The organism is Bradyrhizobium sp. WU425 (assembly GCF_021052305.1).
Classification (GTDB): domain Bacteria; phylum Pseudomonadota; class Alphaproteobacteria; order Rhizobiales; family Xanthobacteraceae; genus Bradyrhizobium; species Bradyrhizobium canariense_D.
In genome coordinates this window covers 741,440-755,415 of sequence record NZ_CP088089.1, presented here as the reverse complement: position 1 = coordinate 755,415, position 13,976 = coordinate 741,440, and the positions used below count along the sequence as shown (strand labels likewise).

The 13,976-nt window shown below is 64.8% G+C and carries 15 protein-coding genes and 1 pseudogene; 12 read left to right on the top strand and 4 right to left on the bottom strand.

The genetic code is table 11. The features are described 5' to 3' along the window. Positions 1 to 130 precede the first annotated feature (130 nt). The 9 genes from argB to dapE all read left to right on the top strand — a co-directional run bounded on the left by argB (position 131) and on the right by dapE (position 7,708). Positions 131 to 1,018, top strand: a complete 888-nt coding sequence (gene argB / locus BcanWU425_RS03540; RefSeq protein WP_007597683.1) for an acetylglutamate kinase — start codon at positions 131 to 133, stop codon at positions 1,016 to 1,018. Positions 1,019 to 1,086: 68 nt separating this feature from the next. After that, positions 1,087 to 2,073, top strand: coding sequence for a DUF1036 domain-containing protein (locus tag BcanWU425_RS03535; protein ID WP_018453032.1), 987 nt, complete (start codon positions 1,087 to 1,089; stop codon positions 2,071 to 2,073). Between the two features lie 194 nt (positions 2,074 to 2,267). Then, the gene (locus tag BcanWU425_RS03530) at positions 2,268 to 2,960 is read left to right on the top strand and encodes a pyrimidine 5'-nucleotidase (protein WP_085351583.1); all 693 of its coding nucleotides are present in this window, start codon (positions 2,268 to 2,270) and stop codon (positions 2,958 to 2,960) included. A 25-nt stretch (positions 2,961 to 2,985) separates the two neighbouring features. After that, complete coding sequence (locus BcanWU425_RS03525) at positions 2,986 to 3,891, top strand: LysR family transcriptional regulator (protein ID WP_085351584.1); 906 nt, start codon at positions 2,986 to 2,988, stop codon at positions 3,889 to 3,891. A 109-nt stretch (positions 3,892 to 4,000) separates the two neighbouring features. Further along, entirely contained in the window at positions 4,001 to 4,360 is a 360-nt protein-coding gene (locus BcanWU425_RS03520; protein WP_018453029.1) for a carboxymuconolactone decarboxylase family protein, read from the top strand. A gap of 4 nt (positions 4,361 to 4,364) precedes the next feature. Next, the gene (locus tag BcanWU425_RS03515; protein WP_231189775.1) at positions 4,365 to 4,820 is read left to right on the top strand and encodes a DUF302 domain-containing protein; all 456 of its coding nucleotides are present in this window, start codon (positions 4,365 to 4,367) and stop codon (positions 4,818 to 4,820) included. A 126-nt stretch (positions 4,821 to 4,946) separates the two neighbouring features. Next, positions 4,947 to 5,792, top strand: coding sequence for a 2,3,4,5-tetrahydropyridine-2,6-dicarboxylate N-succinyltransferase (gene dapD, locus BcanWU425_RS03510; protein ID WP_026232441.1), 846 nt, complete (start codon positions 4,947 to 4,949; stop codon positions 5,790 to 5,792). A 102-nt stretch (positions 5,793 to 5,894) separates the two neighbouring features. Then, the gene (locus tag BcanWU425_RS03505; RefSeq protein WP_204512753.1) at positions 5,895 to 6,545 is read left to right on the top strand and encodes a DUF805 domain-containing protein; all 651 of its coding nucleotides are present in this window, start codon (positions 5,895 to 5,897) and stop codon (positions 6,543 to 6,545) included. Then, positions 6,542 to 7,708 carry a succinyl-diaminopimelate desuccinylase gene (gene dapE / locus BcanWU425_RS03500; RefSeq protein WP_204512754.1) on the top strand — a complete coding sequence of 389 codons (1,167 nt, stop codon included), beginning with the start codon at positions 6,542 to 6,544 and terminating at the stop codon, positions 7,706 to 7,708. Before BcanWU425_RS03505 ends, dapE begins: the two co-directional genes overlap by 4 nt. Positions 7,709 to 7,872: 164 nt before the next feature. On the opposite strand, the gene truA is transcribed toward dapE, so the two are convergent. From truA to def, 3 genes are all read right to left on the bottom strand, one after another. Continuing rightward, positions 7,873 to 8,610, bottom strand: a complete 738-nt coding sequence (truA, locus tag BcanWU425_RS03495) for a tRNA pseudouridine(38-40) synthase TruA (protein ID WP_204514024.1) — start codon at positions 8,608 to 8,610, stop codon at positions 7,873 to 7,875. A 120-nt stretch (positions 8,611 to 8,730) separates the two neighbouring features. Continuing rightward, positions 8,731 to 9,654, bottom strand: coding sequence for a methionyl-tRNA formyltransferase (gene fmt, locus BcanWU425_RS03490; protein ID WP_204512755.1), 924 nt, complete (start codon positions 9,652 to 9,654; stop codon positions 8,731 to 8,733). Between the two features lie 12 nt (positions 9,655 to 9,666). Beyond that, positions 9,667 to 10,191, bottom strand: a complete 525-nt coding sequence (def, locus tag BcanWU425_RS03485; protein WP_007597693.1) for a peptide deformylase — start codon at positions 10,189 to 10,191, stop codon at positions 9,667 to 9,669. Between the two features lie 171 nt (positions 10,192 to 10,362). Between def and BcanWU425_RS03480 the strand changes: the two genes are divergently transcribed. The 3 genes and pseudogenes from BcanWU425_RS03480 to BcanWU425_RS03470 all read left to right on the top strand — a co-directional run bounded on the left by BcanWU425_RS03480 (position 10,363) and on the right by BcanWU425_RS03470 (position 13,377). Beyond that, positions 10,363 to 11,562 carry a DNA recombination protein RmuC gene (locus tag BcanWU425_RS03480; RefSeq protein WP_085383584.1) on the top strand — a complete coding sequence of 400 codons (1,200 nt, stop codon included), beginning with the start codon at positions 10,363 to 10,365 and terminating at the stop codon, positions 11,560 to 11,562. Between the two features lie 62 nt (positions 11,563 to 11,624). Next, positions 11,625 to 11,926 (top strand): annotated as a pseudogene (locus BcanWU425_RS03475) (GIY-YIG nuclease family protein). Between the two features lie 86 nt (positions 11,927 to 12,012). Then, on the top strand, positions 12,013 to 13,377 hold the full coding sequence (locus BcanWU425_RS03470) for an AmpG family muropeptide MFS transporter (protein WP_204512756.1): 1,365 nt from the start codon (positions 12,013 to 12,015) through the stop codon (positions 13,375 to 13,377). A 139-nt stretch (positions 13,378 to 13,516) separates the two neighbouring features. On the opposite strand, the gene BcanWU425_RS03465 is transcribed toward BcanWU425_RS03470, so the two are convergent. Further along, positions 13,517 to 13,954, bottom strand: a complete 438-nt coding sequence (locus BcanWU425_RS03465) for a hypothetical protein (protein ID WP_007597700.1) — start codon at positions 13,952 to 13,954, stop codon at positions 13,517 to 13,519. Positions 13,955 to 13,976: the final 22 nt, after the last annotated feature.

The following is a 13,976-nucleotide window of genomic DNA, read 5'->3' as shown; positions in this document are numbered from 1 at the left end:
TCACCCGTCTCGCCGCTATCGCGGCGATCCACCCTCTCCCGCAAGGGGAGAGGGGAAGAACATCACTTTGCGCCCCGCCCGCCAATCGGATAGAACGCGGCCCGAGTATCCCGCCAGCGAGATCCGCCTCATGACCGAAATCTCCCCGCTCGACCAGGCCCGCATCCTGTCCGAAGCGCTGCCGCACATGCAGCAGTATGACGAGGAAACCATCGTCATCAAGTATGGCGGCCATGCCATGGGCGACGAGGAGACCGCGAAGAATTTTGCCCGCGACATCGTGCTGCTCGAGCAGACCGCGATCAATCCGGTGGTGGTGCATGGCGGCGGCCCGCAGATCGCGACCATGCTCAAGCGCCTCGGCATCGTCTCGGAATTCGCAGCCGGCCTGCGCATCACCGATGCCGCCACCATCGAGATCGTCGAGATGGTGCTCGCCGGCTCCGTCAACAAGCAGATCGTCGGCTACATCAACGAGGCCGGCGGCAAGGCCGTGGGCCTGTCCGGCAAGGACGCCAATATGGTGAAGGCGTCCAAGACGACGCGCACCATCATGGATCCGGACTCGCACATCGAGAAGGCGGTCGATCTCGGCTTCGTCGGCGATCCCGAGAAAGTCGATCTCACGCTGCTCAACCAGCTGATCGGCTACGAGCTGATCCCCGTGCTCGCGCCGCTCGCGACCTCGAAAGAGGGGCAGACGCTGAACGTCAACGCCGACACTTTCGCAGGTGCCGTGGCCGGCGCGCTTAAGGCAAAGCGGCTGCTGCTGCTCACCGACGTGCCGGGCGTGCTCGACAAGTCCAAGAAGCTGATCCCGCAGCTCTCGGTCAAGGACGCGCGAAAGCTGATCGCGGACGGCACCATATCGGGCGGCATGATCCCGAAGGTCGAGACCTGCATCTACGCGCTCGAACAGGGCGTGGAGGGCGTCGTCATCATCGACGGCAAGATGCAGCACGCGGTGCTGCTCGAGCTCTTCACCAACACCGGCACGGGCACGCTGATCCACAAGTGAGAGAAGAGCGGACAGGAACAGTGCTGGGAGAGCGGCGGCCTCGCCGCTCCGTCCTGACGCGCTTCCTGATGACGCTCCCTGCCGCGGCCATCTCGTTCGTGTTCTCCTCCGCACCGGCCTTCGCCGACCTGAAAATCTGCAACCGCATGTCCTATGTCGTCGAGGCCGCGATCGGCATCGACGACAAGGCGGCGACCGCGACGCGCGGCTGGTTCAGGATCGACCCCGCCACCTGCCGCGTGGTGGTGCAGGGCACGCTCTCCGCCGACCGCATCCTGCTCAACGCCCGCGCACTCGGCGTCTACGGCGCATCCCCGATCCCGCAGAACGGCAGCGACACGCTGTGCGTCGCGCAGGACAATTTCGTCATCGCGGCCGCGCGGCAGTGCCGCAGCGGCCAGACGCAGGCCGCCTTCACCCAGATCACCCCGACCCAAGGCGCGGACGGCAATTTCGTCGCCTATCTCGCCGAGGACTCCGAGTATGACGACGAGCAGGCCCGCCTGGCCGGCATCCAGCGGCTTTTGGTGATCGCAGGTTACGACGCCGCGCCGATCGACGGCGTCGACGGGCCGAAGACGCAAGGCGCGCTGGCCGCTTTCCTGAAGAGCCGCGGATTGTCGTCCGACATCCTGTCGTCGCCGAACTTCTTCAAGACCATGGTCGATGCCGTGCAGACGCCGTCTGCGACAGGCCTCACCTGGTGCAACGACACCGCGCACAAGGTGATGGCGGCGGTCGCCACCGACGACGGCAAATCGGTGACGAGCCGCGGCTGGTATCGCATCGACCCCAAGACCTGCCTGCACCCTGATGTGAGCGGCCAGCCGAAGCAGATCTTCAGCTTCGCGGAAGCCATCGACGCCGATAACCGAATCGTCAAGCTGAAGGACAAGCCGCTGAACTGGGGCGGCGACAAGCAGCTTTGCACGCGCGAGACCAAGTTCGAGACCAACGAGCAGACCGACTGCGGCGCGCGCGGTTTCGCGGCTACGGGCTTTAGCGCGGTGGACATGTCGAGCGGCGGCAAGACGCTGCGGTTTGCAATGCCGTGACGGGTGGTGTTGTGATGGTACCGGTGCCACGCACGCCGCTGTCGTCCTGGCGAAAGCCAGGACCCAGGATTGGGTTTGGCGAAGAACGACGACCGCAGTGCCCCAATGATCGGTCACGGCGTATGGGTCCTGGCTTTCGCCAGGACGACGATTGAGGGTGGGGCGCCGCCGCGGTCAACGGATAGAGAGTGAAAATGACCTCCTCCCGCGCCTTTGCCCATATCGACACCTGGGTGTTCGACCTCGACAACACGCTCTATCCGCACCACGTCAATCTGTGGCAGCAGGTCGATGCGCGGATCACCGAGTTCGTTTGCAACTGGCTCAATTTGACACCGGTGGAAGCGCGCAAGATCCAGAAGGATTATTACCAGCGCTTCGGCACCACCATGCGTGGCATGATGACCCTGCATGGTGTACGCGCCGACGACTATCTCGCCTATGTCCACAAGATCGACCATTCCCCGCTGGAGCCGAACCCGGCGCTGGGCGAGGCCATTGCAAAACTGCCGGGACGAAAGCTGATCCTGACCAACGGCTCGGTCGATCATGTCGATGCGGTGCTGGCGCGGCTCGGCTTTGCCACGCATTTCGACGGCGTGTTCGACATCATCGCCGCCGAATTCGAGCCGAAGCCGGCGCCGCAGACCTACCGGAAGTTTCTCGCCGACCATTCGGTCGATCCGACCCGCGCAGCGATGTTCGAGGACCTCGCCCGCAACCTCACCGTTCCGCACGAACTCGGCATGACCACGATACTCGTGGTGCCGGACGGCACCAAGCAAGTGGTGCGTGAAGATTGGGAACTGGCGGGCCGTGATGCGGCCCATGTCGACCACGTCACCGACGATCTGACTGGGTTTCTGCAGTCGCTCGCGATCGGCTGACCCCCGCAGCAACGCAGGAGCGACCGTGCCTCAGAAGCCGACAGACTTGGCTGCGATCGAATGGGAAGACCTGCGCTACTTCCTGCACCTGGCTCGCGAAAAAAGCCTCTCGGGTGCCGCACGAAAGCTGGGCACCACGCAACCGACAATGAGCCGGCGCCTCGAACTGTTCGAAAGCAAGCTCGGTGCGATCCTGTTCGACCGCCTTCCGTCCGGCCTTCGGCTCTCCGACACCGGACGGCAGATTCTCGATTATGCCGAGAGGATGGAGGACGCAGCACTGGCGGCGCAGCGGATCGCAGTCGGCAGCAGCGCTGGACTGACCGGAACGGTGCGCGTGACCTCGCCCGAATGGCTCGGGGCACGGATCCTCTCGCCTTTGCTGGCGAAGTTCTGCGCGGCGCATCCGACCGTCACCGTCGAGCTGGTTACTGACGCCGAGGCCCTGAGCCTCACGCGGCGGGAGATAGATGTCGCCCTGCGCTTCGGGCGCTTCCAGCAGGACGGACTGATGCAGCGGAAGATCGGCAGCATTCCGTTCGAGCTTTATGCTGCTGCTGCCTATCTCAAGGCAAAGGGACCGCCCGATTTTTCGGACGGTGGCGCCGACGCTGCGCTCATTACGATGAACGCGGCGCTCGCCGAAAGTGTTGCGGAGACGAAGTGGCTGCGTCGCTATTTGCCGCAGGCACATGTTGGATTCTGCAGCAATAGCCGCGATGGTCAGGCCGCTGCGGCCGCCGCCGGCGCGGGGCTGGTTTGCTTGCCGACTCGGCTGGCCTCGGCCTATCCCGCGCTTCGTTCGATCAAGACGCCGGCGCCCGTCCCGAGCCGCGAGCTGTGGCTGGGATTTCATCGCGACACCGGCAAGGTCCGGCGGGTTCGCGCCGTGGTGGACTTCATCGCGGGAGAATTCCGTCAATTCGCCTGACGCTTCGGCAAGCTGTATAGCGGCCATACGCCCATAGCTGATGGCTCCCGCGAGACCGCACGTCTATCTCTCGAGCTCGGCAACAACCCGCCGTTCGAGGAGAGAGACAATGATGATGGATTGGAGCGCCTATCGGAGCGACTTGCTGGCGCGGATCGGCGACATTGGTGCCCTAAGCCCGGCGACGCTGAAGGGCTATCGCGAACTTGGCGCGGCTGGCCCCCAGACAGGAAAGCTGGACGGAAAGACGCGCGAGTTGATCGCGCTGGCGGCGGCCGTGACCGCCCGCTGCGACGGGTGTATTGCGGTTCACGCCGCCGCCGCCGCACGTTTCGGCGCGAGCCGTGAGGAGCTCGCCGAGGCCCTCGGCGTGGCGATTGCGATCGGTGCGGGGGCGTCGTTGGTCTACTCGGCACGGACGCTCGAAGCGTTCGATGCGAGCCGGGCACCGAAGCCGGGCGAAGGCTGATCCGATGACGCAAACACCGCAACCTGTGGCCTTCTCCGGATGCGGTTCGGCCGCAAGCTCGTTTCAACGGTCGGTCACCTCTTCGTTGACCGTCGAAGAGGTGGTCACCCGCTTGAAGCAGGGAATCATTGCGGCAGACCTCTGGATCCTGCACGAGATCGACCCGCAAATGCTGCTCAGTCGTGGCGGCTTCGCCATCGGCCCCGCGCGTCAGGTCCTGTTTTTCCACCCACGCCTGATGTCGCGGCTGCTGACCGCCGATAGCGCGGCGCTGCTCGAGGCCCCCCTGAAGTTCGCCGTGATCGGCTTTCCAGACGGTCAAGCCGAACTGCGATGGCTTGATCCGGCTATGGCCTTCGCGCGCTACCGTTCACCGGCATTGACCGAACTCGGAAATGAGCTCGCCGGCCTCTGCGAGGGTATCGTGAACGGCATCGATCTCGCGGGCACATCAAAATAGCCGCCGGCCATGTCCCGGGCGCGTCCGAACGCGCCGGGACATGGCCGACTGCGTTCTTGACTCTCTCGCTCCAAGTCCCGAAAAAGCGATCCAAATTCCCCGCAAATGCTGCTCAAGGATCGCCAAATGTCCCTGTCCGTCCTCGAATCCACCATCAACGGCGCCTTCGAGGCGCGCGACGGCGTCTCGACCTCGACCAGGGGCGAGGTCCGCGAGGCCGTGGATCACGCGCTGGAGATTCTGGACAAGGGTGAGGCCCGCGTTGCCGAGCGCGGGGCCGACGGCAAGTGGAAGGTCAATCAATGGCTGAAGAAGGCGGTGCTGCTCTCGTTCCGCCTCAACGACATGGGCGCCATTTCCGGCGGCCCCGGCAAGGCGGCCTGGTGGGACAAGGTGCCCTCGAAGTTCGACGGCTGGGGCGAGAACCGCTTTCGCGATGCCGGTTTCCGTGCCGTCCCCGGCTCCATCGTGCGCCGCTCCGCCTTCATCGCCCGCAACGTCGTGCTGATGCCGTCCTTCGTCAATCTCGGCGCCTACGTCGATGAATCCACCATGATCGACACCTGGTCGACCGTCGGCTCCTGCGCGCAGATCGGCAAGCGCGTGCACATCTCCGGCGGCGTCGGCATCGGCGGCGTGCTCGAGCCGCTGCAGGCCGAGCCCGTGATCATCGAGGACGATTGCTTTATCGGCGCGCGCTCCGAGGTCGCCGAGGGCGTGATCGTGCGCAAGGGCGCGGTGCTGTCGATGGGCGTGTTCCTGGGGGCGTCGACCAAGATCGTCGATCGCGAGACCGGCGAGATCTTCATCGGCGAGGTGCCGGAATATTCGGTCGTCGTTCCCGGCGCGCTGCCCGGCAAGCCCATGAAGAACGGCCAGATCGGCCCGAGCACCGCCTGCGCCGTCATCGTCAAGCGCGTCGACGAGCGCACGCGCTCCAAAACCAGCATCAACGAGCTGCTGCGGGATTGATTCGCGGCACCAGCTGCCGTACGACACCGAGGGTCCATCGAACCCGCCCTCCCCCCATCGCGACCAACATCCGGGCGACCTTTCCCGCCCGGAGCCTTTGGCATGGACTGGATCTGGTATCTCTTCCGCTTCGACGGCCGCATCAACCGCGCGCTGCTGTGGCAGGCGCTGCTGATCGTCATGATGCTGGCCTGCATGCTCGGGATGATCGACCAGGCCCTCAAGGTGCTGAACGGGGCGGCAACTTTCGCCTTCAACTTCAATGTCGACTTCGATTTCGGTGTCGACGACATCTTCAACGTGGTCGATCCCAGGGCCTATCGTCAGCTGGCTACGGCCGATCGCGCGACCCTCATCCTCAAAGTGTTCGGCACTTTGCTATTCCTGTGGATCTATCTCGCAACCGCGACCAAGCGGCTGCACGATCGCGACCGGAGCGGCTGGTGGCTGGTTCCGTTCTTCGTCGTGCCTGCGTTGTTCGACCAGTTCTCGGACCTGCTGCCCACCAATTCAAACTGGGTTCTTGCCGTCGCCTGGACCGTGCACATTCCGTGGTTTTGGGGCCTCGTGGAAATATTCATTGTGCCCGGCACCTCGGGCGACAACCGGTTCGGCCCCGATCCACTGGCCGTCCTTGAAGATGGCTCCGCGCCCGCACCTTCGACGAAAAGCTGGGACCAGCAGAGCGAGATCGAATTTGTCCCGCCCAGTGCTAGCCCACCCGGCGGCATGCATGTTAAGCGGGGCGCATGACCGATGCTCTCTCGATTGCCCGCGATCTCATCCGCTGCCCCTCGGTAACCCCGGCCGATGCCGGTGCGCTGGGCGTGCTCGAACAGGCCCTCAATGCGGCAGGCTTCACATGCCACCGCGTGACCTTCAGCGAGCCCGGCACCGCCGACGTCGACAATCTCTATGCGCGGATCGGCACTGACGGGCCGCACATCACCTTTGCCGGCCACACCGACGTGGTGCCGCCTGGCGACGAGAGCGCCTGGAGCGTCGGCGCGTTCTCCGGCGAGGTGAAGGACGGCTTTCTGCACGGCCGCGGCGCGGTCGACATGAAGGGCGGCATCGCCTGCTCGGTCGCCGCGGTGCTGGAGCATCTTGCCGCGAACGACGGCAAGCCGCGCAGCGACGGCAAAGGTTCGATCTCCTTCCTGATCACCGGCGACGAGGAAGACGTCTCCATCAATGGCACCATCAAGCTGTTGAAGTGGGCGGCCGAGCGCGGCGAAAAATTCGACCATTGCGTGCTCGGCGAGCCCTCCAATGTCGAGACCCTCGGCGACACCATCAAGGTCGGCCGCCGCGGCTCGCAATCCGGCACGCTGTATGTCGACGGCGTGCAGGGCCATGTCGCCTATCCGCACCGCGCCGCCAATCCGGTGCCTGATATCGCGCGGCTGATCGTGGCCATCTCGGACGAGCCGCTCGACCATGGTAGCGCGCAGTTCCAGGCCTCCAACCTCGAATTCACCTCGGTCGACGTCGGCAACACCGCCAACAACGTCATCCCGGGCCAGGCCCGCGCAAAATTCAACATCCGCTACAACGACAACCACACCCAGGCGAGCCTGCGCGAGCTGGTCGAGACGCGGCTGACAAAAGCCTGCGGCAACCGCATTCGCGCCCGCATCGTCTGGGAGCCCTCGAACTCGAACGTGTTCGTGACCAAGCCCGGCCCGTTCACCGAACTCGCGGTGTCCGCGATCGAGGAAGTGACGGGCCGCAAGCCAGAGCTGTCGACCTCAGGCGGCACCTCGGATGCGCGCTTCATCTCAAGCTATTGCCCGGTGATCGAATTCGGCCTGGTCGGCCAGACCATGCACCAAATCGACGAACGCGTGCCAGTTCAGGATCTGGAGCGGTTGACCAAGGTGTATCGCGGGATTTTGGCGAGGTATTTTGGGTAGGCTCTTCCGCCTGCCCACTCCGCTGTCATCGCCCGACTTGATCGGGCGATCCAGTATTCCAGAGACGACAGTGACTGAGCCGAGAGGCCACGGCGTACTGGATGCCCCGGTCAAGCCGGGGCATGACAGTGGGGGATGTAGCGAGAGTACGCGCCCTCACCCCATCAGTAATCCACCTGCATCAGATACAGCCCGTCCGGCGGGGCGACGATGCCGCAGGCGGCGCGGTTGCGTGCGGCGAGCGCTGCGGAGAGATCATCGGCGGTCCAGCGGCCTTCGCCGACCCACATCAGCGACCCCACCATCGAACGCACCTGGCTGTGCAGGAATGAGCGCGCCGAGGTGACTATGGTGATCTCGCGCCCGTCGCGCAGCACGTCGAGCTGATCGAGCGTCTTCTCCGGCGACCTGGCCTGGCACTCGGTGTCGCGGAAGGTGGTGAAATCGTGCTTGCCGAGCAGGCGTTGTGCCGCCGCATGCATCGCATCGGCGTCGAGCCGGCGCGGCACGCGCCAGGCGTGGCCGGCATCGAGTGCGAGATTGGCGCGAGTGTTGACGATACGGTAGCGGTAGTGGCGCTTGATGGCCGAAAAGCGCGCCTCGAAACTATCAGGCACGATATCCGCTTCGAGCACCGCGACAGGATGCGGGCGCAGATGCGCATTCAAGCCGTCGCGAAAACGGCCTGGCGGAAACTGCTTCGCGACATCGACATGCGCGACCTGGCCGCGCGCATGCACGCCGGCATCGGTGCGCCCGGCGCCGTGCACGCGCGCATCCGCGCCGGTCATCGCCTTGACGGCAGCCTCCAGCGCCCCTTGCACCGAGGGCAGCGTCTCCTGCACCTGCCAGCCGAAGAACGGCGCGCCGTCATATTCGATGGTGAGCTTGTAGCGGGGCATCTTGTCCAGTTTCGCTGTCATCGCCCGGCTCGACCGGGCGATCCAGTACTCCGCAGCCTATCCGTTCGACCGAGACGCCTCGGCGTACTGGATACCCCGCCTTCGCGGGGTATGACAGCGTCAGGTGAATTTGGCGCCGGTCTTCAACGGCACGCCGCGCAGGAAGTCCGCGGCCTGCATGCGTGCCTTGCCTTCGCGCTGGAGCTCGATCAGACGGATTGCGCCCTCGCCGCAGGCGATGGTGAGGTGATCGTCGAGCACCTCACCGGGTGCGCCCGTGCCTTTCGCCAGCTCGCAGCGCAGGATCTTGACCCGCGCATTCTCAAGTTCGGCCCAGGCGCCGGGAAACGGCGACAGGCCGTGGATATGGCGCAGCACCTCGCGAGCGGGCCTGGTCCAGTCGATCCGCGCTTCGGCCTTGTCGATCTTGGCGGCATAGGTGACGCCGTCCTCGCTCTGCTGCTCGAGCTGGAGCCCGCCGCGCGCCAGCGCGGCCATGGCGCGCACCATCAGATCGGCACCGAGCCGCGACAGACGATCGTGCAGATCGAGCGCGGTCATGTTGTCCGTGATCGCGAGCCGTTCCGCCATGGCGACGTCGCCGGTGTCGAGGCCAACATCCATCTTCATCACCATCACGCCGCTCTCGGCATCGCCGGCCATGATGGCGCGGTTGATGGGAGCGGCACCGCGCCAGCGTGGCAGCAGCGAGGCGTGCAGGTTGTAGCAGCCGAGCTTCGGCGCATCGAGGATCGCCTGCGGCAGGATCATGCCATAGGCGACGACGACGGCCGCATCGGCGTCAAAGGCGCGAAATTCTTCCAGCGCCTCCGGCGTTTTCAAAGTCTTCGGCGTCAGCACGGGCACACCGAGCTTTCGCGCAGCCTCTTCCACCGGGGTCGGCTGCAATTGCAGCCCGCGCCGTCCGCCGGGCTTCGGCGCGCGCGTGTACACGGCCGCGATCTCGTGGCCATGCGCGACGAGCTCGAGCAGCGTCGGCACGGAGAAATCGGGCGTGCCCATGAAGATCAGGCGGAGGGGCATCGACAGAGAACCTCACTCCGCGCGCTTGGCGGCTTTCTCGAACTTCTTCAGCACGCGGTCGCGCTTAAGCTTTGACAGATAGTCGACGAACAGCACGCCGTTGAGATGGTCGATCTCGTGCTGGATGCAGGTGGCGTAGAGGCCTTCGGCGTCCTCCTCGTGCACCTTTCCATCGAGATCGGTATAGCGCACCCGCACCTTCGCAGGGCGCTCGACCTCCTCGTAATATTCGGGGATCGACAGGCAGCCTTCCTCGTAGACCGACAGGTCCTCCGAAGAGGCGATGATTTCCGGATTGATGAAGACGCGCGGCTCGGGCTTGGTCTCGCCGTCCTGGTCGGGCTTGGCGAGGTCCATGGTGATCAGCCGCAACGGCTGCGCGATCTGGATCGCCGCGAGCCCGATGCCGGGCGCGTCGTACATGGTCTCGAACATGTCGTCGGCAAGCTTGCGGATCTCCGGCGTGACCTTCTCGATCGGCTTGGAGACCAGACGCAGCTGCTTGTCGGGCAGGATGATGATTTCTCTGAGGGCCATGGCCGCGATTTAAGCCGCGCGTTCGATGCGGTCAATGCGGCCGGGAACCCCGTTAACCCTCCGCTAACCATAAAACTTCAGGTTTCGTTAACCATAAAAATTAACAGAGCATTTACCATAAATGTTCGCTATTCGTTCGTGTCTCGAAGCGAATCGGCTAGAAGCAGGGGCATGAACGAGGTCATTTTCATGCTTGGCGACTGGCCGGTGCGCACCGTGGACGCGCTGATCGGCTTCGGCGCCCTGGTCCTTATCCTGCTGCTCGTGATTGCCGTCGTGATCGCGCGGTCAGGGCGGCGCGGCGCGGAACTCGCGATGGCCAACGCCATCCGCGCCGACGAGCTCGAGGAGCGCATCAGCCAGATGCTGCACGCCCAGAGCGAGGCTGCGGGGCGAGTCGACGCCATGACCCAGACGCTGGCCGGCCGCCAGGCCGACATGGCGCGCGCGGTCAACGAGCGGCTGGATTCGGTGACCCACCGCGTCGGCCAGTCCATGGAGCACTCGACCCGCAACACCATGGAGAGCCTGCACGCGCTGCACGAGCGGCTCGGCATCATCGACAGCGCGCACAAGAACCTCACCGACCTCACCACGCAGGTGACGACCCTGCGCGACGTGCTCGCCAACAAGCAGTCGCGCGGCGCCTTCGGTCAGGCGCGGATGGAAGCGATCGTCCAGGACGGTCTGCCGAAGGGCGCCTACGAGTTCCAGTTCACGCTCTCGACCGGCAAGCGTCCGGACTGCGTCGTGTTCCTGCCCGACCAGCGTCCGCTCTGCATCGACGCGAAATTTCCGCTGGAGGCGATGACCGCGCTGCATGATGCGCGCACCGACGAGGAAAAGCGCATCGCCACGCAGCGGCTGCGCGGTGACGTGATGAAGCATGTCAGCGACATCGCCGAAAAATATCTCGTCGCCGGCGAGACCCAGGAAATGGCGTTGATGTTCGTGCCGTCGGAATCGGTCTACGCCGAGATCCACGACGGTTTCGACGACGTGATCCAGAAGGCGTATCGCGCCCGCGTCGTGCTGGTGTCGCCGTCGCTTTTGATGCTCGCAATCCAGGTGATGCAGCAGATCATGAAGGACGCGCGCATGCGCGATGCCGCCGACCAGATCCAGACCGAGGTGATCAAGCTCGGCGACGACCTCGGCCGCCTGCGCGATCGCGTGCTGAAATTGCAGAAGCACTTTGCCGACGCGAACGAAGACGTCCGCCAGATCCTGATCTCCGCCGACAAGATCGAGAAGCGCGCGGGGCGGATCGAAGAGCTCGATTTCAGCAAGAGCGATGCGCCCGAAGCCCCGCATCTCGTGGCCACCGGCGCTGCCGAGTTGTTCCCGAGGAAGCTCCAGGCGGGGGAGTAGAATATAGAACACACTGTCGTCGCCCGGCTTGACCGGGCGACCCAGTATCCCAGAGACGGCAGATGGGCGGGCGCTGCTACTACGTGTACATTCTCGCCAGCAAGATGGGCGACACGCTCTACATTGGCGTAACGAACGATCTCATCCGCCGCGTGGCCGAACACAAATTGTAGTTAGTCGAGAGCTTCACGAAGGAATAGGGCGTTGTGAAGCTAGTCTATTTCGAGCAATTCGATGATCCCGAGAATGCGATAAAACGCGAGAAGCGCCTGAAAAATGGACGCGCGCCTGGAAGATTGCGCTGATCGAGAAGGATAATCCCGATTGGAACGATCTCTATGCGGAGATCGCGGGCCCTCCATAACTCCGGCCTCTGGAATACTGGGTCGCCCGGTCAAGCCGGGCGACGACACCTCACTTGTGGCTCTCAGAATCTGCTAACACCCTGCCATGACCGCACCCGACGCGACCTCCCCTGCCGGCCCCGGCACGGCCCCCACCTCCTGGCGTGACAGCCTTGCCGTTTACCTGCAGCCGCGGGTGCTGATCGTGCTGTTCCTCGGTTTCTCGTCCGGGCTGCCGCTGGCGCTGTCGGGCTCGACGCTGCTGGTGTGGATGCGGGAATCCGGCGTCGATCTCAAGACCATCGGGCTGTTTGCGCTGGTCGGCACGCCCTACACGCTGAAATTCCTGTGGGCGCCGCTGGTCGATGCGATGCATGTGCCGCTGTTCACGCGCGCGTTCGGGCGGCGCCGCGGCTGGCTGCTGTTCTCGCAATTGCTGCTGATCGCAGCGATCCTGCTGCTGGCGCTGACCGATCCCGCGCGCTCGCCGTTCTACGTCGCGCTCGGCGCATTGCTGGTGGCGACGGCCTCGTCGACGCAGGACATCGTGGTCGACGCCTTCCGCGTCGAGAGCCTGCCGGAGAGCGAGCAGGCCGCCGGCATGGCGTCCTATGTCGCGGCCTATCGCATCGGCATGCTGGTCTCGACCGCCGGCGCGCTGTTCATCGTCTCCGGCTTCGAGAGCACCGGCATCACCCGCACGTCCGCCTGGATGTGGGGCTATGTGGTGATGGCGGCGATGGTGCTGATCGGGACGATGACGGCGCTGGTCGCGACCGAGCCCGAGCAGTCATTGCGGGCGGAAGCCGCGACGCAGACGCAGACCGCGCTCGCGCGCGTGCTGCACGCGGCAATCGGCGCCTTCTCGGAATTCCTGACGCGCAAGGACGCGCTTGCGGCACTCGCCTTCGTCGTGCTGTTCAAGTTCACCGACGCCTTCTCCGGCACGATGACCGCGCCGTTCGTGATCGACCTCGGCTTCTCCCGCAACGACTATGCGGCGATCGTGAAGGGCGTGGGCCTTGCTGCGACTCTGATCGGCGGCTTTGCCGGCGGCTTCGTCGCGCGGCGCTATTCGCTCGCGACCAGCCTCTGGATCGGCGGCGTGGTGCAGGCGCTCGCGAACCTCTCCTTCTCCTGGCTGGCCTTCGTCGGCACCAGCCAATGGGCGCTCGCCTTCGCCATCACCTGTGAGAACTTCACCAGCGCCATCGGCACGGTGATCTTCGTCGCCTATCTTTCGGCGCTCTGCCAGAACCCGCTGCACACGGCGACGCAATATGCGCTGCTCACCGCGCTTGCCGCGGTGGGGCGGACCTATCTCTCGTCAGGCGCCGGCTTCGTGGCTGATACCACCGGCTGGCCGCTGTTCTTCGTGATCTGCATGCTGGTGGCGATCCCGAGCCTGGTGCTGCTGGCCTGGTTGCAGAAGCGCGGGCATTTTGATGCGCTGGGGCCGGTGCGGGTTTAACGCAACGTCGTCATGGCCGGGCTTGTCCCGGCCATCCACGCCTTGCTACGCGGCGCCAAGAACGTGGATGCCCGGGACGAGCCCGGGCATGACGAAAAACAGATGCGCTTATATGTGTGGCGGGCAAACGGGGCGCCCCCTACTGCTTCTTGATCAGGCTCCATTTCGTGATCACGGCCTCGCTCATCTGGCCGGGATCGCTGGCGCAGGCGATCTCGTCGACCTTGACCGAGATCTCCTTGCCGGCGAACGTCTTCAGCTGTGCGGCCTGCGCATCGCCGCTGGGAACGAGCTGGAAGGTTTCGGGTCCGGTCTCGAGATTGCACAGCCCGCTCGGCGGCGGCAGCCGGCGCGGCTCGGAGGTGATCTGGTAGGTCGCAACCCGCTTGCCGACGTTCTTGACGTCGCGCACTTTCATCGTGTTCAGCTCGCCCGACAGCACCTCCCCGGCATTGATCGGCTTGCCGGGCTTCGACGGCGGCGGAGCCCCGTCGTCCTGTTGCGCGGAGATGGCCGGCGTCGCCAGCATCGTCAGCGTCGCGACCAAAGCCCATCGTGTGGCGAAAAGTTTCGTCATGTCGTCCGTTCCGTAAGTCTGG